The 24,974-nt window shown below is 58.6% G+C and carries 26 protein-coding genes; 7 read left to right on the forward strand and 19 right to left on the reverse strand.

Features of this window, described 5'->3' with window-relative positions:
* The first annotated feature begins 11 nt into the window (after nucleotides 1–11).
* Together HCR76_RS16190 and HCR76_RS16195 are read left to right on the forward strand one after the other, a co-directional pair.
* Nucleotides 12–473, forward strand: a complete 462-nt coding sequence (locus HCR76_RS16190) for a helix-turn-helix domain-containing protein (protein ID WP_166986866.1) — start codon at nucleotides 12–14, stop codon at nucleotides 471–473.
* Between the two features lie 196 nt (nucleotides 474–669).
* The gene (locus HCR76_RS16195; protein ID WP_434063588.1) at nucleotides 670–981 is read left to right on the forward strand and encodes a PIN domain-containing protein; all 312 of its coding nucleotides are present in this window, start codon (nucleotides 670–672) and stop codon (nucleotides 979–981) included.
* Between the two features lie 157 nt (nucleotides 982–1,138).
* Here the strand turns inward: HCR76_RS16195 and HCR76_RS16200 are convergent, their stop codons facing one another.
* The 14 genes from HCR76_RS16200 to HCR76_RS16265 all read right to left on the reverse strand — a co-directional run bounded on the left by HCR76_RS16200 (nucleotide 1,139) and on the right by HCR76_RS16265 (nucleotide 14,641).
* Nucleotides 1,139–1,828 carry an MmpS family transport accessory protein gene (locus HCR76_RS16200; protein ID WP_166986863.1) on the reverse strand — a complete coding sequence of 230 codons (690 nt, stop codon included), beginning with the start codon at nucleotides 1,826–1,828 and terminating at the stop codon, nucleotides 1,139–1,141.
* Nucleotides 1,829–2,023: 195 nt separating this feature from the next.
* Nucleotides 2,024–3,169, reverse strand: a complete 1,146-nt coding sequence (locus HCR76_RS16205; RefSeq protein WP_198248085.1) for an MmpS family transport accessory protein — start codon at nucleotides 3,167–3,169, stop codon at nucleotides 2,024–2,026.
* Between the two features lie 327 nt (nucleotides 3,170–3,496).
* Nucleotides 3,497–3,691, reverse strand: a complete 195-nt coding sequence (locus tag HCR76_RS16210) for a PfkB family carbohydrate kinase (RefSeq protein WP_166988141.1) — start codon at nucleotides 3,689–3,691, stop codon at nucleotides 3,497–3,499.
* Between the two features lie 111 nt (nucleotides 3,692–3,802).
* Entirely contained in the window at nucleotides 3,803–4,069 is a 267-nt protein-coding gene (locus HCR76_RS16215; RefSeq protein WP_166986856.1) for an HPr family phosphocarrier protein, read from the reverse strand.
* An 84-nt stretch (nucleotides 4,070–4,153) separates the two neighbouring features.
* Complete coding sequence (locus HCR76_RS16220) at nucleotides 4,154–5,611, reverse strand: aldehyde dehydrogenase family protein (RefSeq protein WP_166986853.1); 1,458 nt, start codon at nucleotides 5,609–5,611, stop codon at nucleotides 4,154–4,156.
* Between the two features lies 1 nt (nucleotide 5,612).
* The gene (locus HCR76_RS16225; RefSeq protein ID WP_166986850.1) at nucleotides 5,613–6,581 is read right to left on the reverse strand and encodes a sugar-binding transcriptional regulator; all 969 of its coding nucleotides are present in this window, start codon (nucleotides 6,579–6,581) and stop codon (nucleotides 5,613–5,615) included.
* A gap of 126 nt (nucleotides 6,582–6,707) precedes the next feature.
* Entirely contained in the window at nucleotides 6,708–7,736 is a 1,029-nt protein-coding gene (locus tag HCR76_RS16230) for a PTS fructose transporter subunit IIC (RefSeq protein ID WP_166986847.1), read from the reverse strand.
* Between the two features lie 4 nt (nucleotides 7,737–7,740).
* Nucleotides 7,741–8,067, reverse strand: coding sequence for a PTS fructose transporter subunit IIB (locus tag HCR76_RS16235; RefSeq protein ID WP_198248086.1), 327 nt, complete (start codon nucleotides 8,065–8,067; stop codon nucleotides 7,741–7,743).
* Nucleotides 8,067–8,588 carry a PTS sugar transporter subunit IIA gene (locus HCR76_RS16240; protein WP_244971426.1) on the reverse strand — a complete coding sequence of 174 codons (522 nt, stop codon included), beginning with the start codon at nucleotides 8,586–8,588 and terminating at the stop codon, nucleotides 8,067–8,069. Before HCR76_RS16240 ends, HCR76_RS16235 begins: the two co-directional genes overlap by 1 nt.
* Complete coding sequence (locus tag HCR76_RS16245; RefSeq protein WP_342357104.1) at nucleotides 8,581–9,492, reverse strand: class II fructose-bisphosphate aldolase; 912 nt, start codon at nucleotides 9,490–9,492, stop codon at nucleotides 8,581–8,583. The genes HCR76_RS16240 and HCR76_RS16245 overlap by 8 nt, the downstream gene beginning before the upstream one ends.
* 262 nt (nucleotides 9,493–9,754) lie before the next feature.
* Nucleotides 9,755–10,999, reverse strand: a complete 1,245-nt coding sequence (locus HCR76_RS16250) for a four-carbon acid sugar kinase family protein (RefSeq protein WP_166986841.1) — start codon at nucleotides 10,997–10,999, stop codon at nucleotides 9,755–9,757.
* A 33-nt stretch (nucleotides 11,000–11,032) separates the two neighbouring features.
* Nucleotides 11,033–12,358, reverse strand: a complete 1,326-nt coding sequence (locus HCR76_RS16255) for an MFS transporter (protein ID WP_166986838.1) — start codon at nucleotides 12,356–12,358, stop codon at nucleotides 11,033–11,035.
* 100 nt (nucleotides 12,359–12,458) lie between these two features.
* Nucleotides 12,459–13,199 carry a FadR/GntR family transcriptional regulator gene (locus tag HCR76_RS16260; RefSeq protein WP_166986835.1) on the reverse strand — a complete coding sequence of 247 codons (741 nt, stop codon included), beginning with the start codon at nucleotides 13,197–13,199 and terminating at the stop codon, nucleotides 12,459–12,461.
* Between the two features lie 80 nt (nucleotides 13,200–13,279).
* Nucleotides 13,280–14,641, reverse strand: coding sequence for an NAD(P)H-dependent oxidoreductase (locus HCR76_RS16265; protein WP_166986832.1), 1,362 nt, complete (start codon nucleotides 14,639–14,641; stop codon nucleotides 13,280–13,282).
* A 453-nt stretch (nucleotides 14,642–15,094) separates the two neighbouring features.
* Here HCR76_RS16265 and HCR76_RS16270 point away from each other — a divergent pair, with 453 nt between their 5' ends.
* The 4 genes from HCR76_RS16270 (at nucleotide 15,095) to HCR76_RS16285 (ending at nucleotide 18,640) form a co-directional block, all read left to right on the forward strand.
* Entirely contained in the window at nucleotides 15,095–16,081 is a 987-nt protein-coding gene (locus HCR76_RS16270; RefSeq protein WP_166986829.1) for a LacI family DNA-binding transcriptional regulator, read from the forward strand.
* Nucleotides 16,082–16,206: 125 nt separating this feature from the next.
* Complete coding sequence (locus HCR76_RS16275) at nucleotides 16,207–16,674, forward strand: RpiB/LacA/LacB family sugar-phosphate isomerase (RefSeq protein WP_166986826.1); 468 nt, start codon at nucleotides 16,207–16,209, stop codon at nucleotides 16,672–16,674.
* Between the two features lie 42 nt (nucleotides 16,675–16,716).
* Nucleotides 16,717–18,051, forward strand: coding sequence for an MFS transporter (locus tag HCR76_RS16280; RefSeq protein WP_166986823.1), 1,335 nt, complete (start codon nucleotides 16,717–16,719; stop codon nucleotides 18,049–18,051).
* Between the two features lie 109 nt (nucleotides 18,052–18,160).
* Nucleotides 18,161–18,640, forward strand: coding sequence for a PfkB family carbohydrate kinase (locus tag HCR76_RS16285; RefSeq protein ID WP_244971427.1), 480 nt, complete (start codon nucleotides 18,161–18,163; stop codon nucleotides 18,638–18,640).
* Between the two features lie 159 nt (nucleotides 18,641–18,799).
* Here the strand turns inward: HCR76_RS16285 and HCR76_RS16290 are convergent, their stop codons facing one another.
* The 4 genes from HCR76_RS16290 to HCR76_RS16305 are packed head-to-tail and all read right to left on the reverse strand — an operon-like array spanning nucleotide 18,800 to nucleotide 22,409.
* Nucleotides 18,800–19,567 carry an HpcH/HpaI aldolase family protein gene (locus tag HCR76_RS16290; RefSeq protein ID WP_166986820.1) on the reverse strand — a complete coding sequence of 256 codons (768 nt, stop codon included), beginning with the start codon at nucleotides 19,565–19,567 and terminating at the stop codon, nucleotides 18,800–18,802.
* Nucleotides 19,568–19,596: 29 nt separating this feature from the next.
* Nucleotides 19,597–20,877 (reverse strand): TRAP transporter large permease, encoded by a 1,281-nt coding sequence (locus tag HCR76_RS16295; protein ID WP_166986818.1) that lies wholly within the window; start codon nucleotides 20,875–20,877, stop codon nucleotides 19,597–19,599.
* Nucleotides 20,874–21,401, reverse strand: coding sequence for a TRAP transporter small permease (locus tag HCR76_RS16300; RefSeq protein ID WP_166986815.1), 528 nt, complete (start codon nucleotides 21,399–21,401; stop codon nucleotides 20,874–20,876). The genes HCR76_RS16295 and HCR76_RS16300 overlap by 4 nt, the downstream gene beginning before the upstream one ends.
* Complete coding sequence (locus tag HCR76_RS16305; protein ID WP_166986812.1) at nucleotides 21,402–22,409, reverse strand: DctP family TRAP transporter solute-binding subunit; 1,008 nt, start codon at nucleotides 22,407–22,409, stop codon at nucleotides 21,402–21,404. It lies immediately after the preceding gene.
* A 166-nt stretch (nucleotides 22,410–22,575) separates the two neighbouring features.
* On the opposite strand from HCR76_RS16305, the gene HCR76_RS16310 reads away from it, so the two are divergent.
* A complete protein-coding gene (locus HCR76_RS16310) occupies nucleotides 22,576–23,328 on the forward strand; it encodes a FadR/GntR family transcriptional regulator (protein WP_166986809.1) in 753 nt (250 codons plus the stop codon).
* Nucleotides 23,329–23,349: 21 nt separating this feature from the next.
* Here the strand turns inward: HCR76_RS16310 and HCR76_RS16315 are convergent, their stop codons facing one another.
* The gene (locus tag HCR76_RS16315) at nucleotides 23,350–24,972 is read right to left on the reverse strand and encodes an arylsulfatase (RefSeq protein ID WP_166986806.1); all 1,623 of its coding nucleotides are present in this window, start codon (nucleotides 24,970–24,972) and stop codon (nucleotides 23,350–23,352) included.
* Between the last annotated feature and the right edge of the window lie 2 nt (nucleotides 24,973–24,974).

A 24,974-nucleotide genomic window follows, 5' to 3' on the forward strand; every position in this document is an offset into this window, starting at 1 on the left:
GAGCGTCTGTAATGTCCGCAACAGATGCGCTCGCATCTTCGACCCACAGTGCGAGCAATACACAGCAGCTCAGCCGTATCTACGACCTGCTCACCGCTGACGAAGCACTCAACCCGTCACCACGGTATTACCTCGTTGGGTCGGTCGAAAACCATCCCGTCGAGCTGCCCGAAGAGATCTATCAGGTGCTTCGCCGCGTCGTGGCGGCGATACGTACGGGCCTATCAGTAACGATCTCGCCGACTTCGCAGACTCTGACCACGCAGCAGGCGGCCGACCTGCTGGGCATCAGCCGACCAACACTCATTAAGATCCTCGACGAAGACAAGCTGCCGTACACCCGCTCAGGCTCGCATCGGCGGATCGCACTCATCGACGTGTTCGATTACCGCGAGAGGCGACGCCAGGAGCAATACGCTGCGATCGAGGCTCTCTCGGTTGAGATCGACGAAGCGGCATCGACCACACTCTGACCGAACTCCGAGAAGCACGGAAGGCAACGGCCGCGAAGCGCCGATCTCACCGGACGCACTGACATAAGATGAGTCCATGTTTGCCGCTGTCCTCAACACCAGCGTGCTTTGGCCGAGTCTTCAACGGGACTTCCTACTGTCCTTGGCTGCCGAGGGCAGCTATTGTCCAATGTAGAGCACAGCGATTCTCGATGAGCTGGTGTACCACGAGGCAAAGAAGTTGGTTGCGCGAGGGACGCCTGAGTATGAAGCGGAGAGTGCCGCTCAGCGGCTGATCGATCATATGTCGCGAGCGTTCGATGACTCGCTCGTTACCGGCTGGGAGCCACCAGAGGGTGCCTTCGGTCTCCCAGATCCCGATGACGAGCACGTTGTCGCAACCGCGGTGATGGGTAGTGCTGAAGTCATCGTCACAGAGAACCTGAGGCACTTCCCAGCGACAACGCTCCGGACAGCAACCGCCAAGCTTCTTTCCATTGCGCCAGGTCTGCGCGACGCACTCCAGTGACAGGAGAGAGTTCGGCAGCTGCCTGACACTGCTTTCTCCTCAGCATGTGAATCAGCATCGAGCTCATCACTCAGACCGCGGTGGGTCCCCGCACGGTGTGCGGGGACCCACCCTCGACTCATTTCATACGCCAGATTTCTACTGGCGAGACGCCTAACTATTTGTCGTCGTCATCGTCCCCAAATGACGAGGTAGAGCACGTAGCAGAAGCGAGTTCACCCGACGACGTTTGCTCGGAGACCACCTCTCCGTCGACAGTGATTGAACACGAAATCTCGCCAGTGTCTCCCAGACCGTTCATTGCGATGAGTGAATAGCTAGACCAGTCAAAATCGCCGCCCGCCTTGACTGTGATCTCCTTCGTGAACGGCAGGGTCGTGCCTGTAGCCTGCTCTGTTCCTGCTGACCCGTCGTTGTAGGTGGAGTACGTCACAGACGCATCCTTAGCGTCTCCCGTGACCTCATACACAACGACAATCTCCTGGCTTGCCTTCGCCTCATCCTCCGCGATCGTTTTGTCGATGGACTCGCTCACCGCAGTCGCGAACACCGCGGTGTAGACCATCGCCATGACGATCGAGAGGATCAACGCGACTGCCGAGATGATCGTGCCGGCGATGGCTGAGCCCTTTCGCTTTCCCTTCAAGCAAAGCGCAATAATTCCGAGGACTAATCCCACAAACGCAATAAAGCCTGACGCGTAATTGACAAATGGAATGAAGGCGCCGACGATCGCGACAATTCCGACTACAAGCGCAGCTACCCCGAGTCCGTTGCCAGTCTTCTGCTCGGGTGGTTGCGGCTGTGCGGGTGCGAACTGTGGGTCTACAGAAGGGGGAATAGTCATAATCTAAATCTGGCAGACAACTGTTAGCCAAACTGGCGTTTTACCCCCGGTCTGGGGACGATTCGTGCGCAATAATTCTTTCCAGACGCATCTCGTTGCTCGGTCCTGTCTGCCACGAGCACCCTGCCGACAATTTAACTGTGACAGCGTGATGCTCCTTGAGAAGTTCGAGGTGAGAGAAGCGATTCGTTGTGATTAACCCGCGCACGAAACGACCGCATAAAGCCCAGTAGACGTATGCTCCATGACGACTTTTCCGTCGCGGATGACGGTACACGTAATCGACGAGCCGTTATTCATTTGCGCGCTGAAATTAGCGAATCCACCGCTCGACTTAAAATACTTCTCCCACGGCAATGAAGCGTTCGCGTCTTGCTCGATACTGTAGCTATTAGGACCAGACCACGTGATCATCGCCGTGCTGCCGTTCCCCGTAACTCGATACGTCGTCCCTGAAAGGGGAACGGAGAGAACAATCTTGGTGCTCCCCGATGTAAGCGTCCCCGGCGCCACGCTCTGTTTCGAGACTTCCAGGTCGGAGTCATGAGTAAGTGACACCTCTGTGAATCCGGCGTCCTCAAGTGCGGTAAGCGCCTCAGGTGCGGTCATTCCGACAACATTAGGAACCTTGTATGCGAGCGTTATCGTGACTTCGCTAAATGGCTCGAGTTCGGTCCCCGGTTTCGGGTCGACCGATCGCACATGGTCCCCTTCGCCGGAATCGACGGAACTGAGATGAGCAGCGCCGATCGCACTTTCGGCACCAATCTCGCTCATGCCTGCAACCTCCGGAACCGCCACGAGTGGGGAATCAACAGTGATCGCTATAGTCGAACCGGCGGCGACCTTGTCTCCGGCCTCGCTCTTCTGGCCTAAGACCTTCCACTCATTGTCCGGAGTGTTCATGCCGAAGTTGTGCTCGACACTAAACGACGACTCCTCCAAGCTATTTACTGCATCGATATACGTCTCTCCGACGACGTCAGGGACGGAAACCTGAGCCGGCGCGATTTTGATCGAGACTATGTCACCCTCGTAAATCGTTACTCCAGCCGCGGGTACCTGTTTTACGACACTCCTGAACTCGTCCTCGAGCCCGTCCACGTCGGAATCGAGGTGTGTCTCGGTACGCAGATCCAGATCAGAGATCACCTTCAACGCTGACTCTTGCGTTTGCCCAATGAGATCCGGCACAGTTCGGCGATTTCCCAAGTCATTCACAAGCCAGACGCTTCCGGCAGCAATTAGCGCAACAACCGCGAGTATGCCACCGCCTGTCATCACCTGTTTCTTGCTAAAGCCTCTCTTCGCGTCAGACGCCCTTCGTGGTTTGTCGTCCACATATCGTCGGGTCGAAAGCCCGAAATCGGAATCTGATGGCTCCCCGAACACAACTCTGCCTTCCACCGGCAACGTGACCCGGTGTCTTCCGAGATCGCGCCACAAAACATGCACTGATACCGCAGAAGGCTCGATCTGGTTATTCGATGAGCCTGTGCGTCTACAGGTTTCAAGCTAACCAGCCGATTACGTCGTGTCGTTCCCCAGTTCTGGGCGCCCCCAAGCAGGGCACACACGCATGACCGTGAACGTCACGATGACTCGATCGTTCCGGAGCAGCCTGGACCATTGCGATATCCAGAGTCCGCGGGAAAGCTCAGCACGTGTTCAAGCCCGTAGCAAACAGCCAATCTCGTCAGCGCACGGGGATGTGGAGGGGCCGACCTTCGTGACCACCAGGGCTGCTGCGACGTTCGCGCGGCGCACCGCGTCGGGTAACGCGACCCCACGCAACAGCGCCGCCGTAAGCACGCCGCCATGCGCGTCGCCCGCACCGTTTGAATCGACAGCGGTGACCTCGATCGCCGGGACTGTCTCAGCGACAGCTCTCCGTCACGGACGATGACCCAACACTCGGATCATGCTGCTCAGGCGTTCAGTCTGAAGCTATTGGCGCGACAGCACACGCGCGCATTACTCGTCGTGATTCTTCTCAAGAATCTCGACGAGTCGTCGGATCACATGCTCGGATTCCTCACCCACAGCAGACAGCGTCACACTCTCGCCCTGGCCGATGCCCAATGAGATCACCGACAACAGACTCGCAGCATCTACTGGAGTTCCACCCGACTTCGACACACGTATCGGAATGCCGCTAGCCTGGGCAGCCTGCACAAAAAGTTTGGCAGGCCGCGCGTGCAACCCTTCGCTGGACCCCACGGCAACTGTTCGTTCTGTCATGTTCATCACGTTCTCCTTGAATGTCATTCGGCGGAACACTCGCCGCCCCGTTGCCGGACCGTAGTTGTGAGCCTCACTACCGAGCTAGGCTGCAGAGCCTTCCCATGCGACGTACGCTGTTTTGCGCCTGCAGTAGAGGTCGTAGCCGTGGATGCCGTCGTCTCCGCCAATCCCGCTCAAACCCCACCCCGCGTGGAACCCGGTGTTCTCTTCCGGTCCACCTCTGTTGATGAAGACCTCGCCACTTTCGATTCCATCGATCATTCTCATAGCGGTGCCGAAATCACGCGTGTACACATAGGAGCTGAGCCCGTAATCGGTTGAATTCGCCATCCTTACGGCATCAGTCTCTGAGTCGAAGGGAACGATGGGAGTGACGGGGCCGAACGTCTCCTGCGTCATGATGTCCGCTGATGAAGAAACACCAGTAAGCACGGTCGGTGCGTACCAGTACCCGCTGTCATAAATCCCACCCGTGAGCCGCTTGCCGCCCGTGAGAACCTCCGCCCCGCGGTCGACAGCATCGCCGACAAGACGTTCAACATTCTCCAGTTCCTGAAGCGAGACTTTGGGTCCGACCTCTGTTTCGTCATCAAACGGATCGCCGACGATCATCGCTTGCGATAGCTCGACATATCGCGCCACAAACCTGTCAAACACTCCGCTTTGCACATACGTGCGTTCATTGCAGACGCAGGCTTGGCCGTTGTTCATCATGCGAGTCTGCACGGCAGCCACAGCCGCCGCCTCTACATCAGCATCATCGAAGACGATGAACGGGGCTTTTCCACCGAGTTCCAATGAAACCGGGATCACTCGTTCTGCGGCGGCCGCCATGATTGATTTGCCGGCGTTCACGCTTCCCGTCATCGTGACAAATGCAATATCAGGATGACGCACAAGGGCATCCCCGATGACGCTTCCGGGCCCCGGAAGAACTGACACCAGACCGTTCGGAACGCCAGCTTCCTCCGCTAAGTCGGCCACAGCGAGCGCCGAAAGCGGTGAGAGTTCGGCTGGTTTGAGCACGATTCCATTGCCGCTAGCGAGAGCCGGTGCCAACTTCCGCAACGTGAGCGCGAGAGGAAAATTCCACGGAATGATGCCTCCAACCACGCCGCGAGGCTCTCGCTTGATCCACAGTTCTTGGTTTGGTGCGCTGCTCGGGAGGATGTCTCCGCCTTGCGTGGTGGCAATCCCCGCGAAGAGCTCGGCAAACCCGATTGCTCCCCCCACCTCACCACGAGCCTCGCTAATTGGCTTTCCGATTTCGAGGCAGACTGTTCTCGCGAGGCGCTCCCGGTTATCTTCCAGAAGGGACGCGAGTCGACGAAGGGTCTCCGCACGTGCGGCTGTCGGCACCGTCTTCCATTCGCGTTGAGCCTCTACAGCCGAATTCACTGCCTCATCCAGTTGGGCAACTGATGCTGAATCGACGCGTCCGACGATTTGTCCCGTTGCGGGATTCTCGACGTCAATCGTTCGCCCTTCGCCGCCAACATGTGCGCCGGCGAGATATAGAGGTGAAGTTTCCATAGTCATGTCAAGTCTCCTGTCTCGATGTCTTCGCAAGTTCGGTCGCTGTCTCGACATCGGTAATCAATGTGGTCAGGATGCCGCCGAGAGCAGCTCCCGTGATCGCGCGGTGTTTCTCGGACCCTCCCGCAATTCCGATTCGCCGAGGAATATCGCTGAGTTGTTTCGGCGACACCCCAATCACCCGCCTGTCGTATTCAGACTGAATAAACGTTCCGTCTTGGTCGAAATGACGGAGACAGATGTCCCCAATTGCGCCGAGTTCCTGAAAGCTTCGTCCCTGGTCGTCTCCGACGTTGCCGCTTCGCTGCAGCGTCGGGGAGGCCTCTAGACCACCAATGCCGAGCAACGCCGTTTCTACCTGGTCCCAATAGCCGATCGCCGAGGCTACAACGGGGTCACTAGTCATCACTCGCTGACTTTCTTCATTTGAGGCAACGCCGGGAGTCGGTATGAGAATTGGCGAGGCGTCCAAGGCGTTTGAGAATCGTGCGAGCATCTGAACTGATGCCATGTGTGCGTCTGCGCGCCCCGCACCTCCCACAAGCTGAACCACCGCTTGCGCCTTGGCACCCATTTCCGAACGCAAATTCATGCTGAGTGCTGCCAAGGTCTCGCTCCATGCCGAGACGCCCAAGATCGTCGGTACCGTGAATGAGCGATGTACATACTCTGCACCAGCTGATGCGAGCGCCGGGAGTACGTCGCGTGTAGTTCCCTCGGCGTCGACCACCACGACCTCTTCAAGCCCATACTTTTTCTCGATCGCTTCTTCGAGATCTGTGTGGAGTCCATCGGGCGCGATCACCACCGTGCGAATGATTCCCTCTCTCTCGGCACGTTTGAGTAACCGGGAAACCTTCGTCTGTGAGATCTCAAGCTTGGCTGCCACTTGGCTCTGTCGAAGCCCCTGCTCATAGTGCATACGTCCGACTCTCACCATGAGTCTGTGGTCTCGATACTCTTCGTTGTTCATGATCGCTTTCCGTCACCGGTGCTTCGGGTCGGGCGCTCAACCGCCCTAGAATTTGACTCTGCGGTACCGCGCTGCCATGCCCGCCCCGCATACTGAATGGTTGTTCCATTCTTGATCATCCTCGTGCTACGCCACTGCCACGTCTTCTTTCGGCAGCTTCCCTCGAAACAGAATGAGAGCACCAGCGGTAATAAGTGACGCGACCACCAGTGATACGAGGAAGAGCGGAATGTTGTTCACAAGGAAGACAACGAACAGACCACCGTGTGGTGCTTGTATCGTCAGCCCGAAGATGTAGCTCAGAGCGCCCCCAACAGCGCTACCGATCATGAGAGCAGGAATGGTGCGCAGGGGCCGCGCCGCTGCGAAGGGAATGGCAAACTCGGTAATCATTCCGAGCCCGCCGACGAAAAGACCACCGACCGATCCCTTTTCGCTTTGAGTAAAGCGCTTTCGCGCCAGTAAGATGGCAAAACCGATCCCTAAAGGTGGGGCCATCGATCCAATGAAATTCGCAGCCATTGGTGCCCAATTGCCTGCTTCAGTTGCAGCAAGTGCAAACGCGTAAGCGGCCTTGTTGATTGGCCCTCCCATATCGGACGCCAACATCGCCCCCTGTACGATACCGAGCACGATGAGACTCGTCCCTGTCATCCCGGAGAGTGCGTCCTGCAGAGTGACATTCAGCCAGGTAACTGGAACACCGATGATGAACGTCATGATCGCACCAATTGCAAGGACAGATACAACAGGGATGATCAGCACGGGCAGCAGCGATCGCAGAGCAATCGGTAACTTGATCTTCTTGAGAGCCATCACGATGTAGCCGGCGATGACACCGCCGATTATCGCTCCGATGAACCCGGAACCTTGAGTCGCTGCTATTGCGCCTGCGACAAAACCTGGGGCCAGCGCTGGTTTGTCCGCGTAAGAATACGCAATGTACCCTGCGAGCACCGTTGTCATGAGGCCCATCGCAGCATCGCCCCACGCGAAGACCTCATGCCATGGGCCGGAGCCCTCGCTGATCTGAATTCCGCCGAAACCGAACGCGAGCGCGATAAGAATGCCGCCAGCAACCACGAACGGGATCATGTACGAAACGCCGCTCAGTAGGCCTTCCTTCAGGCGCGTGCCCTCGTCTTTGAGTGCCATCTCGTCACGCCCCTTGCTCGACGAGCGCTTGGACCTTGCTTGCGAGATTGTCAGGGCTTTGAATAACCGAATGCGGCGTCATTGAGATCGTGCGCGCCTTGAGAGAATCAAACCTCTCGCCGTCCGTCAGACCGACATCGTTGGCGAGAACAAGCACATCGGCTCCCTCAATCTCGCCGCTCTTGAGGCGATCCTCGACGCCCATCGCTCCTTGTATCTCGATTCGAACCTTCCACCCGTTTTTCTTGCCGAGTTTTTTGATTGCTTCGGCCGCCATGTACGAGTGAGCAATGCCCGTCGCACAGGACGTGACTGCGATGACGTTGATCATTATTTCTCCTCTTGAATCTGCGTTGATTCACTGTCATTTGCCAAGTACTCCGACAAGAGAGTGGCGACCGTTGCACCGCTGTGCGCCGCGTCGAAGTCCGCAAGGACCTCGTCATGACTCAGCATCCGCGCGATCTCTGCCAGTACCTTTAGGTGCTCCCGATCGGCTCCGTCAGGCATCGTGAGCATAAACACACGGCTGACGTCGCCCTCCTCGTTAAACGAGCGGTAGCGCATCGGCTCCTTGAACCGCCATGCCGATACCGACGGTGTGGCGAATGTCGGTGATTTTGCGTGCGGTATCGCAATGCCGTTGCCCATATACGTTGACCCCATCGCCTCACGCGCTTGTAGAGCGGTGACTGCTTCAGCTTGATCGTCAATGCGCCCCGCTTCTGCGAGCTGTCGGACCATCTGCGCAAAGAGCTCCTCCTTTGAAGCTGGGGGCGAATGATCAAGACTGATTAGATCGACACTAATGACCGATGGGGCACTCACCTCAACCACACTTCCTCTACTCATGGCCGTTTTTGAAGTCGCGCAGCAAGTCAATGGCCTGGTTCTTCGTGTGGGCGTATACCTCTTCGACAAGCTCGTGATAGAAGGTCGGCACTCCCTCGCTGTCGTTTTCAGCCATCCGCTCAGCGGCAAACTTTGATGAGTCCACGGCGAGGTATGAGTAGTAGTTCACCTTGGACACCCCGAGATTGATTGCCTTCTGGATATCAGGGATGGGGACTCCTGAACTGCCATGCATCACAAGGGGCACGTTTCCTGTCGCCTCGTCGAGCGTACGGAGATGGTCAAGGTCGACTTTCGGTTCTTCAACGTAGACTCCGTGCGACGTTCCAAACGTCACTGCGAGAGCATCAACTCCAGTTTCTTCGACGAACCGTGCAGCAGCCTCAGGGTCCGTATACGGAGCAACACCTCCGCTGCCACCGTGAGTGTCGTCCAACGTAGAAGGCATCACACCGAGTTCACCTTCGACTGAGACCCCTGCTGGATGCACCATTTCGACAAAGTCGCGTACCCGACGAATATTCTCCTCGAGCGGAAGAGCTGAGCAGTCGTACATAACTGAGCTGTACCCGGCACGCAGACCCCGCACAATAAAGTTCATGCTTTCGCCGTGGTCCACGTGGACAGCAACTGGTACGGAAGCCTTCTTCGCAAACTCAATCATGTAAGGGGCCATGGATTCGAGCGGGATCAGGCTGTCGTGCACTTCCGCATGGTCGATAATCAGCGGAACATTAACCTCTTCGGCAGCCTCAATCAGTGCACGCAGATACTCCAGGTTCGGGGTGTTGATGCACCCGATTCCATACTTGTTCTTTCGTGCGTCTTCGAGCATGTCGGTGAAGTTCTCGAGCATCAAGTTCCCTTTCACTAAGGGGCCGCGCATTCCATGCTGCAATTTCATGCGACCCTGCAATTTATTGCGTTCCTTGAGTATAGGAAGCTGCACTCAGGAATACAAGGGCCTCAACTATCGGTTTTTGGAGCCCCTCGCGCAACGTCGAACCGAAATATTGCCAGCGGCTATATCGCTTTGCAGTGGACGCGCGCAGGTGTCCACATGGCTCGACCGTTTTCTTCCACGCCAAGCGTGCTCCGAGGCTTGTGGATCAAGCCGCAATGTCCGATAGGTCTATCGCTCGTCATGTCAGGAGCGACCAATTTGGCTAAGGAAGCGACAACGCTGCGAGCACGTCGGTGAGCGTTCGCTCGTCACCCACGTTGCCGGGGACAACGATGTAAAGAACCTCACGCCCCGTATGATCAGTCATGCACCAGACCGAGATTCCGGGCAGCACCTGTCCCAGAACAAGTGCGGAGCGAGCACCGATCCCCGTTCGAGCAACCTCAGCCGAAGTGATACCCCCCTTCGCGATGATGACGTCGACCTGAGATAGCACCGCGCGCACCGCATGCGTCAGCCCCGACATGACGCGTTCGCCGTGCTCCAGCGTGCCGTGAGACTCCTGGCGCTGGCGTTCAGTCGTCAGGTACGCGAATGGGCGTTCGTCGAGCTGGCTGCGGATGCCGTCAGCAGCATCGGTGCCAGCAGTAGCCGGGTCGTCAAGCGCAGCATCTGTCAACACCGTTATGGGCTCTCCCCACATATCGCGAACGAGAGCCAGTTGCGCCGTCGCCCCCTCTGTGTGCGATCCACACACGAGAAGCGTGCGCCGCGAAGCAGCGACAAGCGGCACAGGCAGAAGGCCATCGCTGGCCACCCCGGCCAGCGCGGCAGCGAGGGGGGATGCCGAACGGACGACGATCCGCTTACCTTCACCTCGTGCCGCAACCACAGCCTCGGCGATCAGATTGATATCATTGTCGTTCTCTGCATCCGGGATCACGACACTGCCCGGTTCCGCCGCCTCAAGAACCTGCGCTAGCCGATCGCTTCGCACGATCTCACGTGACAGCGGAAGAGCCGAGCGCCCAGATTTCTCGAGAACATATTCGGCGAGAACGCCCGTGGCAAATGGAAAGACTGGGTCTCGCGCATACTCAGTCTCGTGAGCCGGTACCTCCTTACCGCCAACACGCACGAAATGAACGCCATCGACCGTTGTACGCCCACCCGCAGGGAAGGCGGGCACGAACAGCATCACGGCGTCCTTGTCGAGGAACACCTCTGTCTCGGCAAAGACATGCCCGCGCAGCGTCGAGTCACCTCTGAGCACGAACTGCAACTGCTCCCCTAGCCGTCCGGCTGCCTCCTCGGCATCCGCCTTTACCTTCGCGACGAGGTCGACTGCTGATTGCTCGTCGATTGCGCGGGTATTTGTCTGTACGTACACGCTGTCCGCGTCACGGAGCGCCTCCATAATCAGATCAGCGTCGCTGTGCAGCAGAACTTTTACTCCGCTGGCCGACTGAGTACCGGTCGGGTCATCGTCGAGAACTACAGTCTTCACTCGACTATCCTTTCGAGGGGATCGAGCGGGGATTCACTGATTCTCTAACGCGATGATGCGGTCGACCTCGGCACGCTCTTTTGGTCCCCAAGTCTCTCGGGTGGTGACGACGCCGATCAGTCCGATAACCCCAACGGCGACGTAAATCCACGCCACACCGCCCCAGCCGAGACCTACCGCCGCAGCCGTAGCAAGGAAGGGGATGAATCCCGAAATTGCAGCCGAGAACTGATATCCCAGTGAAGCTCCCGATGTACGCGTGTTCGTATCAAAAAGCTCACTGAAGTATGCTCCCTGCGTTCCCGCGAGCATGTCGTGAATGAGTGGCAGTGCAATGATGTAGACCAGCATGATGAGAGCTGGTACTCCAGTGTTAACAAGCAAGAACATGGGAAAAGCGAACGCAATAGTCAAGAGACACCCGATCAGGTAGACCTTCTTCCGGCCAATGCGATCGCTGAGGGCTCCGAACATGATTGTCGTGAAACAACCGATCCCCGTTGCTGCTATCAGACCTGTCAACGCCACCTCGCGCCCCGTGATCTCGTTCGCCTCGATGTAAGCAAGCATGTATGTCACGATGACGTAGAAGCCGCCTGTCTCGGCCAGTCGAAGAGCAATCGCACGAAGTACAGTGCGCCAATCTTTCTTCACGACCTCCCAGACAGGGTTCTTGACGAGGATCCCGGCTGTCTTAGCGTCCTCAAACTCTGGGCTTTCCGAGACTTTGAGCCGCAAGATCAATCCTGCGATGATGAGCACCGCGCTCAGCATGAACGGAAGCCGCCAGGCAAGTTCATTGCCGAGACCGGCCGAGAGAAGGAAGGCAATGTTTGCCAAGAACACTCCGAGCGGCACGCCGATCTGGGGAATGGCAGCGTACTTTCCGCGTTTCTTCCATGGCGCGTGTTCGAAGGTCATGAGAATAGCGCCGCCCCATTCGGCACCGAAGGCCAGACCCTGCACAATTCGTATTGCCGTCAGGAGCAGTGGGGCAGCGAGCCCGATCTGCGCATAGGTCGGGAGTAACCCGATGAGTACCGTCGAGATTCCCATAACGAACAGTGCCCCAATGAGCACGGGCTTGCGGCCATATTTGTCACCCAGATGCCCACCAATGATGCCCCCGAGGGGACGCATCGCGAAGCCGATTCCAAACGTGAGAAAGCCGAGCAAGACCCCGACGACCTTATCCTCGCTTGGGAAGAAGTCGGTGCCAAAGTAGAGCGCGGCAGCAGTGCCGTACGCGAGGAAGTCGTAGTTCTCGACTGTCGTGCCGACGGCACTTCCGATTGCGACTTTGAGTTTGTCAGGCGACCCAGACGCGGCGTGCCGCGATCGGGACTCAGCTGTAGTCATTGCGATATCTCCCTTGATAAGTGGCGGAGGGCAGGAGAGATCCCTGCTCCGCGGTCGTGACGCGGAACAGGGCGCCGGCGTGTCGCCGATAGCGCGACGATCAACCGGCGGTGTTGCTGACTCCGCCTACGTTTCCGAGTTGGTAGAAGCTTGTGATGTGCTCGCTCATGAGCTGCACAACGTCCGCTGTTCTGTGCTGTTCGATTGCCTCGAGGATTGCGCGATGTTCAGCCCGCACCGTTATTGCCGTTTCGTGCCAATTCTCTAGCCGTTCGTACGCCTCGATCATCTGGCGATTGATTGCGGTTCGGAGTGAGCCCATAAAGTGTGCGGTAAGCGCGTTGCCCGTGGATTCAGCGATAGCGACATGGAATGCTGCATCGAGACGGTTGAATTCTCTGACGTCGATCTCGGTGTCGTCCATCGCGTCCAGGATGCCTCCCAAGGCATGGTGGTCTGCCTCGCTAGCCCTTTGCGCTGCTTCGGCCGACGACCATTCCTCGAGCGCGAGACGCGTTTCAAGTACGTCCGTGTGGCTGAAATGCCCGAGGGCCAGCTGCAACTTGAGGAGGTTGACGAATCCGGGCCCAGGCGTACCGACTAAGACGGCCCCGCCTTCGCCTCCCCGGCGCACATCGACAATTCCCAGGGCCTCGAGCACGCGCAGACTCTCTCGGAGCGAGGGCCGACTCACACCAAGAGACACGGCGAGTTCTCGTTCGCTCGGCAGATGATCCCCGGCCTTGAGCCGACCATCGAGAATGCGCTCCTCGATCTGAGCCATAACCTGTTCGTACGTCCGCACCCGCTGCACAGGCTGCCAGGAATCGGCGTCTGTCATTGCTCCCCGCTCTCAGAACTCCATCGAGGTTCCGTCCACTGGTGAGCAGTCTAGTTTTCATTTCACCGGCGGTCAGACCGTCAGACCCTCTCGAGTGACTCACGACGAAACTCTCGCTCAAGCTCTCGCCGAACCTTCACGGCAAGCAGCGATTCATCGGGTTCGACATCGTTCCACGAGACCATGCGGTCTTTTGGCACGTCGCGAACGAGCTTCATCCCGTGCGCAAGACCAAGTGGGAGCGCACTGTGCTCGAAAGAGACATGGGCCGGAGCCAGCTTGCCGAAGACTGTGTAGCCACCCTCACCATCGAGGACTTCGCCTGCTCTGAGATCCCTCTTGGCAGTTGTCGTGACATCACCACGAAAGCCTGTCGGGGCACCCGTCGCTTCGCCGCGCAGCACAGCGTTTGCGATGCTTACGCCGAGCTCAAGTCCGATCATGTGGTACGGGCGGTAGAGAGACCCGTATCGTCCAGTCTCGTCTGTGTGAACTCCGTACTCAGCGAAGCACTGAACCGCGTAGTCGGTCTTGGCTTCGAATGTCACGTACACGCCCCACCGCAGGTTGTCGGGAACCTCGGTTCCGTCTCGATACATGCTTGACGCAATCTCGACAGTGCCGCGGCGCGTGAGACTCCCGCCGTCCAAAGAGTTCTCACGGAATACCGTTGGGAGGTCGTCTTTGCTCGCGGCAGGAAAGAGCAGACCCTCGTCTTGCGGCAGAAGCCCCGTTCCGTTCGCAACCGCAGCCATTTCAATAGCCGACTTAGTTCCATCGAGGAAGGAGTTGAACATTTTTGGGTTGTAATCGCCCGACGCGAGCTGTTCATCCGTGAAACCGTAATAGTTCCACACGGTGTCAGGTGTCGAGTAGTTGTATTCGGGAAGGTACTTTGTACCTTTACCTGCCGACACAATGTCGAATCCGACTGTTCGACACCAGTCGACCAGTTCACAGATCAGCGCAGGCTGGTCCCCGTAGGCCATCGAGTAGACAACTCCAGCTTGCTGGGCACGACGCTGAAGAATGGGACCGACCATGCAGTCTGCCTCGACGTTTACCATGATCACGTGTTTGCCATTGTCGATGGCTTTAATCGCGTGGTAGGTGCCAAAGAGAGGGTTACCGGTGATCTCAAGCACCACCTCGATCTCCGGGCGTTCGAGAAGGTCGTCCGCGCTCTCAAGAACGTACGTTGACCCATTGCGCAGAGCTTCATCGAAGCTCACGGCGGCGTAACGCTCCGCTGGCCATCCGGTCCGGGCGAGGGCTCCCTTAGCTTTCTGCACATCGATGTCTGCAACGGCAACAACATGGAAGCCGTCGCTGTGGACCGCTTGCGTCAAGAACATCGACGAAAACTTGCCAGCACCGATGACACCGACACGAATCGGCCCTGCCGCTGACTTTCGATCTTGCAGCATCGAATACAGATTCATATGTGCCCACTTCCTCGTCAACGCTTTGCTTGTAAACGTTGGTCTGACCATCAGACGTTCTTAATAATGCATAAGACCAAACGGCTTGTCAAGATTCCGACTGACAGGAAACTCGACAACGGCGACGACCCCGTCCGTAGGGGGCGAATCAAAGGCCCGCAAGATCGCGACCGTGCCAGCGTCTCGGGGCTGGCCGCGTTCGGCACGTCCATGAAGATCTCAATGTCGGCGATTGTCCAAACAGTTCAGATGGTCGCCCCCACAAGCACGCTGTCGGCCACGGCGAGTCCGAACATCTCCCTACCGTTCGCCCCTGCCCCCTACGACATCGCGCCCAACAGAAAACCTTCGAGCTGGCTGACATCATGCGGGCGATGGACCGATGCTCCGTCCGCTGGGCCAGTCGATAGAGTAGGTGAAACGCGAAGATACGCTTCCACAGGGGTGCAGTTCATGGCAACGATCAAGGACGTCGCAGAGCGCGCCGGGGTCTCTTTGGGAACAGCTTCCCGTGTGCTCAGCGGCAGCAGCCAAACGTCGCCCGATTCGCGAGCACGAGTTTTCGCAGCTGCGGGCGAACTGAACTACGTCGCGCACGGTCCCGCCCGAGCACTGCGAAGAGCACGGACTGAAGTTCTCGGGCTGCTCGTCTCAGACATCCGCAATCCATTCTTCTCGCAGCTTGCACACGCTGCCGAACGTGAAGCCATGAAACGCGGGTACACGGTTATTCTCGCCAATGCCAATGAGGACGCGTCTCAAGCAGACGAATACTTGAGAATCTTTGCGTCGCAGCGGATCGCCGGACTCCTGCTGGCACCACAGGGCCCTGTCTCTCCACAGTTGACATCTCTGCTCGCGTCGGGTTTGCCGGTCGTTCTGCTCAACAGGAGCATCGAAGGAGTGGACGCACCGCTCTATGCCACAGACAATGCCCAAGGAGTAGGGCTGGTGCTTGATTGGCTTCAGTCACGCGGTCATAGAGATGTGGCTTTCATCGGAGGTCCGCCAACGATCTCCACAGGAGCCGAACGCCAAGAGGCGTACCTTGCCGGAAGGGAATCGCACGGCATCAGCACCGACGACTCGCTGATCGAGACCGGGGACTTTCTCGAAGAGGGCGCAGCGGCCGCAATGATTCGCCTCCTCGACCGTGGCACGCGCCCCAGCGCCGTGTTCGGCGCAAACGGTCCAACAACGCTTGGGGCGGTACGCGGTATGCGACGGAGACTGGGCGCTGCGGAAGCCTCGCGAATCGAAGTCGTGTCGTTCGACGATCTCGATTGGTTTGAATTTGCCACACCAGCGATTAGCGCTGTGAAGCATGATGGCGCTGAGATCGGGCGCCTCGGAGCACATGGACTCCTTGACTTGATCGCCGGCAAAGACGCGTTCTCTCAGCGAATCACGACGACGTTCGTGGACCGCGCCAACATCTAAGAGCGAGCTTGCGATTCTGCATGTCTTATTGCAAACTAGTTCAATCAAACGTGGAATCGTTTCCATGGAAACGCTTCCACGATACCTGAGCTCGTGCTCTCTGACGACACCGAAAGGAAATCCTCGTGAAAGTTGCAGTGGGCGCGGATCATGCCGGTTTTCATCTCAAACAGTCCGTGATCGACGTTCTTGTCGAGCTCGGCCACACCGCGCTCGACTGCGGAACATATTCCGACAAGCCCATCGATTTTCCGGACATCACGGAATCGACGTGCGCACGCGTCCTGGATAACAGCGCCGACCGGGCCATTCTTGTCTGCGGCACAGGCGCTGGCGCCATCATGGCCGCCAACAAAATCCCCGGCATCCGCTGTGCACTGGCAAACGAACCGTATTCCGCACACCAAGCTGTCGAACACGACGATGCAAACGTCATTGCGCTCGGTGCGTGGCTCGTTCCACCCGCGTTTATCGAAACGATCGTGTCTGAGTTTCTCTCGGCAACCTTCGACGACGACGAAGACACCCGACGTCGAGTAGAGAAACTCAATGCTCTCGATCTTCTCGAAGCAAAACCGGCATCCGGTCGCTAGAGCTTTTCTTCCTCCTCCCCGTTGATCAAAGGAGATCCACCTATGACACAGCCCACCGCAGCAAGAATTCAGTCGCCCCTTGGCTCAAAAGATCGGTACAAGACCGCCGTCGCCGCAGCGCTCGGCACGAGCGTCGAGAACTACGACTTCATTGCATACGGCACCGCCTCAGCGCTCTACTTCAGCGCGGTGTTCTTCCCAGAAAGCGATCGATTCATCGGCACCCTGCTTTCCTTTGCAACGCTCGCAGTCGGGTTTCTGATGCGCCCTCTCGGCGGAGCCATTGGCGGGTACCTTGCCGATAAATTTGGCCGAAAACCGGTTCTCGTCGGTGCGATGCTGGTGATGGGCGGAGCCACTTTCATTATCGGGATCTTGCCGACCTACGCGACAGTTGGGGCCGTGGCACCCGTACTCCTCGTCGTCATCAGAATGATCCAAGGTCTGGCATTCGGAGCGGAGTGGGGCGGCGCCATTACGATGGCGTACGAACACGCGCCGTGGAATCGGCGAGGTATGTTCGCTGCGATTCCACAATCGGGAAACCCGCTCGGCATCGCCCTCGCGAGTGCGATGTTTCTCATCTCAGCAAATCTCGACGGCGACTGGCGCTGGCGTGTTCCGTTCCTGCTCAGCGCAGTACTCGTGGTCGTGGCGCTCATTGTGCGTTCCCGTTTGTCGGAGTCACCGGAGTTTCAAGAGGCTAAGGCCGAGGGCAAGATCGAGAAGAACCCGTTCCTCACCACACTCCGACGCGATTGGAGAAGCATCCTCCGCGTTATCTCGCTGCGCATCGTGGAGTCCTTTGCCTACTACTCCACGGCCACCTACTTTCTCAATTATCTCGTCGAACGATTCCCCGACCTGCGCCCCACTGCATTGGGAGCGCTGACCGCGGCGAGCATTGTGGCCATCTTCGTGACGTTTCTTGCAGGGTCGTTGACAGACAAGATCGGACGTCGTCCGATTTACATCGTTGGCTGCGCCGTCGCGATATTGTTCGCGTTCCCGATGTACCTGCTCACAAATGACGGAGCCCCCGCCCTTGTCATCGCGGTGTTCATCTTTGGAATTGGAGTCATCCACGCCTCACTTACCGGCACCCAGGGGTCACTTCTGACGGAGCTTTTCGGTACCTCCACGCGCACATCGGGTGCGTCGCTCGGTTACCAGATCGCAGCAGCGCTCGGCGGATTCGCACCCTTTCTCGCGGCAGTCCTGGTGGGTTGGCTCGGCTGGTCCGGCGCCTCGCTGCTGTACATGCTTGCTGCCGTCATCGGGCTCATCGGAATCTTGTCCACAAGGGAAACCTTTGGAAAGTCGGAGCGCGCACGCGTCGCAAAGCTCGTAGCTGAAGCGCGGAGCCAACTCTCCTAATCGAAGCCATGGCAAGTTTGTGCCATGTTCATTGGTGTTTCGTGCGTCGTCACGCCGATGAACACGGCATCGGCACGCGCTCCAGACCGCAGGAGTTGACCTTACTCATGTGAGGACTCTCCAGGCAGAGACAGGCACGGCGCTGATCATGGTGGATGCCGACGGAGAAAACCAGATCGCGGTATGTGAGAGCGCTAACGCGCACGTCCATACTGTCGACGTCGAGTTCCCTGACGGCGCCACGGTTCTTGCCCAACTGGAGATCTCCCCCGAGACCGTAACCGAGGCCGCCCGCCGATGCCACGGCTATTTCGCGCTCAACGCAGCACCCGCTGTGGCGCTTCCCGCCGAACTCATCACTCGGGCAGACCTAATTATCGTGAACGAGACGGAGTATGCGCTGATCCCCGAACTGACAGGCGCTGCCGTCGTCGCCGTGACGTATGGGGCCAAGGGCTCCGCTGTTCTGGAGCGGGGCGAGCAGGTCGCGTTCGCTCCCGCTGTAGAACCAGTTCCGGTCAACACGGTCGGCGGTCGACGCGTTTTGCGCCGCGCTCACGATTGCGCTGCGCGGCGGACTGTCCTATGAGACAGCACTTCACACGGCAAATGCTGTTGGAGCGGCGGCCGTGGGCGATCTTGAACTGACGAACCGCATTCTTTACATCATCGTTAAGCGTGGCAAGCGGGCCACGACGAAGCGGCCCGCCTTCGTGAAGAAGACGGGCCATTCTGCGTGGGCTCCGGATTAGTAGCTTCCGACTTGTTCGGACGCCAGACTTCCGGTCAATGCCTGGGATGAAGCAGCGAGCATTCCCTCGTCAGTGCCTGCTGCAAGAGCGGAGAATCCAAGCTCCGCCAGTCGTTCACTGCGCTCAACCGTGCCTGCAAACGCGCCAGCAATGACATTGTGGCGCTCGCAGGCTGCGACGATCGTTCCCAGCTCACCGTTGCGACCCTGAGCGAGAAGGTCGTGAACCGTGGTGCCGAGCGCGATCGAGAGGTCAAAGGGCCCGACGAAGATCATGTCGATCCCCGGTGTAGCCGCGATAGCGTCGACGTTATCAAGACCTGTCCGCGACTCCACCATGACGGCGCAGACAACCTCGGCATTCGATGTTGCCACATCGATCTCCGGCCGCCCCCAGCGACTGCCCACCTGACCCCAACTACGAGTGCCCTGGCTCGGATAGCGGCACGCCTGCGCTGCACGACGAGCATCCTCTTCGGTTTCGACCATCGGCACGATCACGCCACGCGCACCCGCATCGAGCACACGTCCAATGCGACCTTCGTCGTTGCGAGGAACACGCACCAGCACGTCCATCCGCTCACGTGGAATCGCATGGAGCGCCTCGAGCGCCGACCGGTCATCGAAGCTGCCGTGCTGCGCATCGAGCGCCACCCAGTCGAGTGCAGACAGGCTCATGACCTCTGCCGAGGCTGGGCCCAAAAGGCCCCACCCTCCGACGATGACGCCGTCGTGGTTCTGCTTCCAGTTGGAGATCCTGGTCATTCTTACTCTTTTCTTTGCTTCGTTTCAGGTCAGTTGTTCATAAATGACGGCAGCCACGTTGTGAGCGCCGGCACGAGCATGATGAGAAGTGCGATGCCGATGTAGATCAGCACGTACGGGATCGTTCCGCGCAGAATCGCCGGCATCCTGAGTTCCGTCACGGACTCCAGCACGTAGAGAACGAGCCCAACAGGCGGGGTCATGAGGCCGATCAAGAGCGTGAAGATCAACAGGATGCCGAAATGCACCGGATCGATATCGAGCGACGTGGCGATCGGCAGCAACACGGGCGTGAGAATCAGGATGGCCGCAGTCGTGTCCATAAAGCATCCGATAATGAGCAACAGCACAATCGTCGCCAGCATGAACACGATCGGATTGTCCGTCAGCCCGAGAATCAGCCCGCCCAGCGCTTGCGGGACCCGCTCAACCGTGAGTACCCAGCCATAGAGCGTGGCGCCAGCCACCAGAAGCATGACGCTACCTGTGGTCTTCGCCGTGGCGAGCAGAGCGCCGCGCACTGCCGACAGCGTCAACGATCGGTAAAACACTGCGCTGATGACCACAAGATATGCGACAGTCACTGCCGCTGCTTCCGTCGGAGTGAATATGCCTCCGAGGATGCCGCCGAGGACGATCACCGGCGCGAAGGCAACGGGCAGAGCCTTAACAGCCGACATCAGAATCGTCTTTGCCGGTGGCGCCTCCTGCCGAAGATCATCGCGTTTGCGCGCGTAGACCCAGACGGACAGACAGAGCGCCAGCACCACGATCAGTGCGGGAATGACACCCGCGATGAAGAGTGCACCGATAGAAACGCCAGACGTCACACCGAAGATGATCGCGGGAACGCTTGGTGGCATCACCGGCGCGATGAGGGAGCCCGCGCTCGTGATGCCGGCGATGAACTCGTCCTTGTACCCACGCTTCTTCATCTGCGGAGCCATCATCGAGCCCATGACGGCAACATCAGACACTACCGTCCCGCTCATCCACGAGAAGCCAAGGCTGGAGAACACATTCACATACCCGAGCCCACCGCGAAATCGGCCGACGAACGAATGTGCAACATCGAAGATTTTCGACGCGAGCCCGGTGTTGTTCGCGACGTTGCCGACGAGAATGAACAAGGGAACGGCGAGCAGCGCGAATCCATTCAGGCTCGACACCATGCGCTCGATCGCAACAGATGTCGGCACACTGGACGCGAATGTCAGGTAGCCAAGGCTCGGAAGGAGCAGGGCAAACGCAATCGGAACTCGGATGCAGATGAGCAGAAGTACCGCGATCGTCACAATCAGCGCGGTCATAGCGCTACCTCCCCGGGTGCCTCGTGCGGCTTCTTCCACAAGATGTTGATGAACGAGTGAAGCGCCATCAGGCCGAATCCAATGAGCGGAGCAAGAAACAGCGCGCTTCTCGGGAGGAGCCCGGTCGACGATGAGACACCCCCAAGCGTTGACACGAGGTGCCATGCTGCGGGAACTAATGCAACGGAGGTGACGAGAATCGTCAGCTCACCGAAATACGTGAAGACGATGCTTGCCCGCTGACCGAGTCGATCCGTGATCATCGTCATCACAAGGTGAAGAACTTTGCTCGTCACCATCGCGGCTGCGATGAACGTGAGCCAGACCATGCCGGTTCGCGCAATCTCTTCGATCCAGAACGGAGGCGAGTCTAAGACGTATCGAAAGATCACCTGGCCGAAGACTAAGCCGAAGATTCCGACGATCAGCACACCCGAGGCGAGCTCCTCAATACGTTCGAGTACGTCAGCGACGAGCCTCCCCGCGCGATGTCCGGGGAGTGTGCGCGAATTATCGGATCTCATCTAGGAATTCCTGATCCGGTCATAGAGGTCGCCCCACTGGTCGCCGTACTTCGGCAGGAGATAGTCTTCTGCCGCCTGCGAGAAGGCGTCCAGATCAACATCCGTGACAACCTCGATCGGGCTGTCTTCCGCCGACCATTCCTTTAGTAGGTCGTCCTCTTCGTCTTGTATGCACTTTGTGGCTGCTTCTGCACCTGCAATCGCGGCTTCGTTGAGGGCTTCAACTTGGGAATCAGAGAGCTTGTCGAGGGCCGTCTGTGACGCCACGATCGACTCAGCGCCGATGTTGTGCGCGGTGAGGCTGACGTAGTCCTGCACCTCGAAGAATTTCTCAGACGAGATAGTGGGGAGAGGGTTTTCCTCAGCATCCACAACACCCTGCTGCAGCGCGAGATACAGCTCGGCGAATGCAACCGGCGTGGGCTCGGCTCCGATTGCCTTCGCGTTGTCGATCCAGAGCGGCGAGTCGATGACACGCAGCTTCATGCCGTCGAGATCGCTCGGCTCGGTTACAGGCTTATTTGCCGTGACGTGACGAGTGCCGTAATACCCGGTGCTCAACACATTGAGCCCCGATTCATCAGCAAGGTCACCAAAGACCTCGTCGCCAATTTCTCCATTCATGACCTCGAGAAGGTGATCAGCATCGCGGAACATGTACGCGGCATCGAAGATGTTCAGGACCTCTGAGCGAGTTGCGAGCTGAGCAGGGCCAGCGAACGTCAGGTCAAGCGTTCCCGACTGCAAGGCATCGAGCTGCTCCAGTGTGTCTGCCTGCGTCTGGCCGGCCGGGTACACCTCGAGCGAGACCCCGGCGCCCGACTCCTCAAGCGACGTCACCATGGCATCCGCACCACAGACATTCCACGGATGCGTCTCCGAGAGCACATTCCCCAACCCGAGCGACACTTCACCGCCATCATCGGAGCCTCCACTCGAGCAACCCACCATCGCCAGCGAAAGGCCCGCAACGAGAACGACCGCAACGGGTCGTATTGATTTATTCATCCGAATCACTCCTTTGAGATCACGCACAGCAACACCTCCGGGTGCGAAAAAGCAACCCGCCCAATTTTGATAGCAAACCAGAGAGAAGTCATGCTGTCAAGCTGTCTGACAGCATGACTATAAACTAGTATCGTTGCGAGTAATCCTCAGCGTGAAGGGAACGAAGATGTCGAAGCCGCTCGAGCGCACTACCCTCCTGGACGCTCTTGTCATCCAACTGGAGCAGGCAATCGCCACCGGCGAGTATGCGCCAGACACCAAACTCCCTACGGAAGGACAACTCGCCGCAGAGTACGAAGTCAGTCGCCCCGTCGTGCGAGAGGCTCTTGCACATCTCCGCGAACGCGGCTACATCGAGACCGTAAACGGTCGCGGCACCTTCGTCCGGCAGCCGAACATCGAGACCGTTTCTCGTTCATTGCTCCGGCACCTGCAGAGTCAGTCGCGAGTCGAGTACTCCGTTGATGACCTCTACGAGGCTCGGCGGACCGTCGAGTTGGAGTCCACCGGGCTGGCGGCGGCGCGTGCCACCGCCAGCGATCTGACGCTCCTCGAAAAGCACATCGAGACGATGACGGCCACGGCAAACGTCGATCTCTCGGCTTACACAGCGGCCGACGTCAGCTTTCACCTTCAGATCGCCGAGGCAACGAAGAATCCACTCTTCAGTCTCCTCGTCACTCCACTCGTGGACATCATCGTGCACGGGATGTTCGAGAGCGTGCAAAGCGAGCATGAGGGGATGCTGAGTGGCGTCGCGGAGCACAGGCGAATTCTCGAGAAGCTCCGTGATGGCGACGCGGAGGGTGCGCAAGCGGAGATGGCGGCCCACCTCGCTCGTTCGCGCGCCGTGCACCCTCAAACGGTCATCAGCACGCAGCGGCCCGAAACTCCGGCGCTCGATAACCCTCGGGCATAGAGCCGGGGCCGCCGTGGCGCATTACTCGGAGGGCAGGCCCTTTCCACGCGACGCGTAGAGCTCAAGCACTCTCTCACGCGCAATGACGCCGCAACGCTCGGCCCACTCGTCATACGCCCGCGAGAACTCAGCGACAACATCCGGATGCTGCGACGAAATGTCTCTCAGCTCCGTGCGGTCTTCAACCACGTCATACAACTCCCAGTCACCGGGGTATTTGCGAACCAGTTTGAAGCGACCACGCCTCACTCCGGCATTTCCCTCGTGCTCCCAGAACAGAAATCGCTCGGGGTCACTCACATCACTCACCAAGGTTGGCATCAGTGATACCCCCTCGGGAGCCGGCACCGGCCTCCCGTTTCGCTCCGTCGGGTACGAGGCCCCCGATACGTCAAGAACCGTCGCCATCAGATCAGTGAGCTGATGCGGCTGACTACGCAGTGCGGAGGCATCAGAGAGCCCGTTCGGCCAGTGGGCGATGAACGGAGTTGAGATTCCGCCCTCATGAATCCAGTGCTTGTACTCACGAAACGGCGTGTTCGACAGGTTCGCCCAGGGGCGCCCATAGGTCGCATACGTCGCCTCGTCACCGGGAAGGATGCTCGGGTCATTGCCCGGCACCACGTCACGGCCATCCCGCGTCGTGGCATCGAAGGTGACATAGGTGGTGACGAAGTCCTTCGCCGTTTCGATCGGCATCTCTTCGGCGCATCCGCCGTTGTCCGAGAGGAAGATGAAGAGCGTATCGTCCATCATTCCCTCAGATTCCAAGGAGGACACAATGCGGCCGATGCCCTGATCCATGCGGTCGACCTGCGCTGCATATACCGCCATTCGCGCGGCCTCCCATTCCTGGTCGGTCACGTCTTCCCAACCGGGAACCCGCGGGTCCCTGTCTGTGAGATCCCACGCCTTGTCGATGATGCCCATCGCGACGAGCCGTTCAAGACGTTCGCGGCGCAACTGATCCCACCCTGCGCTGAAACGACCGGCATATTTCGCGACGTCTTCCTCAATCGCGTGCAGCGGCCAATGCGGCGCCGTGTATGACACGAACATGAACAGAGGGTCTGAAGCTCGCAGGGCGCTGTGTTCTGTCACATATGCGACCGCGGCGTCACTGATGGCATCTGTGTAATAGAAAGCGGGGTCGAGCGCTTCATCTTCGATGTTCTGCTCGTCGCGCGTCAGCGTTCTCGGCTGAAAGTAGCTGCCCGCGCCCTCCAGCGTTCCGTAGAAGTGTGAGAAGCCACGGCGCGTCGGCCAGCTGTCGGCGACGTCGTGGATAGAACTCGAGAGATGCCATTTGCCGGACAGGTACGTTTCATACCCGGACTCCCGCAGCACCTCGGCTATGGTCACGCTTGATTCGCTGAGCGTGCCCGGGTACCCGTCAGGGGCATCGTCGTAGTTGAGGATGCCGATGCCCGTCTGGTGCGGATGCAATCCCGTGATGAGTGACGCCCGCGACGGACTGCAGCGTGCCGTGTTGTAGAACTGGCTCAATCGAGTTCCCGATGCCGCGAGACCATCGAGGTTGGGGGTATCGATCTCACCACCGAAGCATCCGATGTCTGAATACCCCATGTCGTCAGCCAGCACGAGAACGATGTTCGGTCGGCGGGGGTGCGTTTTCTGCGCCATTG

Source organism: Paramicrobacterium chengjingii (assembly GCF_011751765.2).
GTDB classification, from domain to species: domain Bacteria; phylum Actinomycetota; class Actinomycetes; order Actinomycetales; family Microbacteriaceae; genus Paramicrobacterium; species Paramicrobacterium chengjingii.

Bases quoted from the DNA above. Each gene is read 5' to 3' on its own strand.
- HCR76_RS16235 (WP_198248086.1), bottom strand. From the start codon at position 8,067: ATGATCAACGTCATCGCAGTCACGTCCTGTGCGACGGGCATTGCTCAC.
- HCR76_RS16295 (WP_166986818.1), bottom strand. From the start codon at position 20,877: ATGACCGCGCTGATTGTGACGATCGCGGTACTTCTGCTCATCTGCATC.
- HCR76_RS16280 (WP_166986823.1), top strand. From the start codon at position 16,717: ATGACACAGCCCACCGCAGCAAGAATTCAGTCGCCCCTTGGCTCAAAA.
- HCR76_RS16215 (WP_166986856.1), bottom strand. From the start codon at position 4,069: ATGACAGAACGAACAGTTGCCGTGGGGTCCAGCGAAGGGTTGCACGCG.
- HCR76_RS16305 (WP_166986812.1), bottom strand. From the start codon at position 22,409: ATGAATAAATCAATACGACCCGTTGCGGTCGTTCTCGTTGCGGGCCTT.
- HCR76_RS16190 (WP_166986866.1), top strand. From the start codon at position 12: ATGTCCGCAACAGATGCGCTCGCATCTTCGACCCACAGTGCGAGCAAT.
- HCR76_RS16290 (WP_166986820.1), bottom strand. From the start codon at position 19,567: ATGACCAGGATCTCCAACTGGAAGCAGAACCACGACGGCGTCATCGTC.
- HCR76_RS16230 (WP_166986847.1), bottom strand. From the start codon at position 7,736: ATGGCACTCAAAGACGAGGGCACGCGCCTGAAGGAAGGCCTACTGAGC.
- HCR76_RS16240 (WP_244971426.1), bottom strand. From the start codon at position 8,588: ATGAGTAGAGGAAGTGTGGTTGAGGTGAGTGCCCCATCGGTCATTAGT.
- HCR76_RS16200 (WP_166986863.1), bottom strand. From the start codon at position 1,828: ATGACTATTCCCCCTTCTGTAGACCCACAGTTCGCACCCGCACAGCCG.
- HCR76_RS16265 (WP_166986832.1), bottom strand. From the start codon at position 14,641: ATGAATCTGTATTCGATGCTGCAAGATCGAAAGTCAGCGGCAGGGCCG.
- HCR76_RS16300 (WP_166986815.1), bottom strand. From the start codon at position 21,401: ATGAGATCCGATAATTCGCGCACACTCCCCGGACATCGCGCGGGGAGG.
- HCR76_RS16255 (WP_166986838.1), bottom strand. From the start codon at position 12,358: ATGACTACAGCTGAGTCCCGATCGCGGCACGCCGCGTCTGGGTCGCCT.
- HCR76_RS16310 (WP_166986809.1), top strand. From the start codon at position 22,576: ATGTCGAAGCCGCTCGAGCGCACTACCCTCCTGGACGCTCTTGTCATC.
- HCR76_RS16260 (WP_166986835.1), bottom strand. From the start codon at position 13,199: ATGACAGACGCCGATTCCTGGCAGCCTGTGCAGCGGGTGCGGACGTAC.
- HCR76_RS16220 (WP_166986853.1), bottom strand. From the start codon at position 5,611: ATGACTATGGAAACTTCACCTCTATATCTCGCCGGCGCACATGTTGGC.
- HCR76_RS16225 (WP_166986850.1), bottom strand. From the start codon at position 6,581: ATGAACAACGAAGAGTATCGAGACCACAGACTCATGGTGAGAGTCGGA.
- HCR76_RS16315 (WP_166986806.1), bottom strand. From the start codon at position 24,972: ATGGCGCAGAAAACGCACCCCCGCCGACCGAACATCGTTCTCGTGCTG.
- HCR76_RS16245 (WP_342357104.1), bottom strand. From the start codon at position 9,492: ATGAAATTGCAGCATGGAATGCGCGGCCCCTTAGTGAAAGGGAACTTG.
- HCR76_RS16270 (WP_166986829.1), top strand. From the start codon at position 15,095: ATGGCAACGATCAAGGACGTCGCAGAGCGCGCCGGGGTCTCTTTGGGA.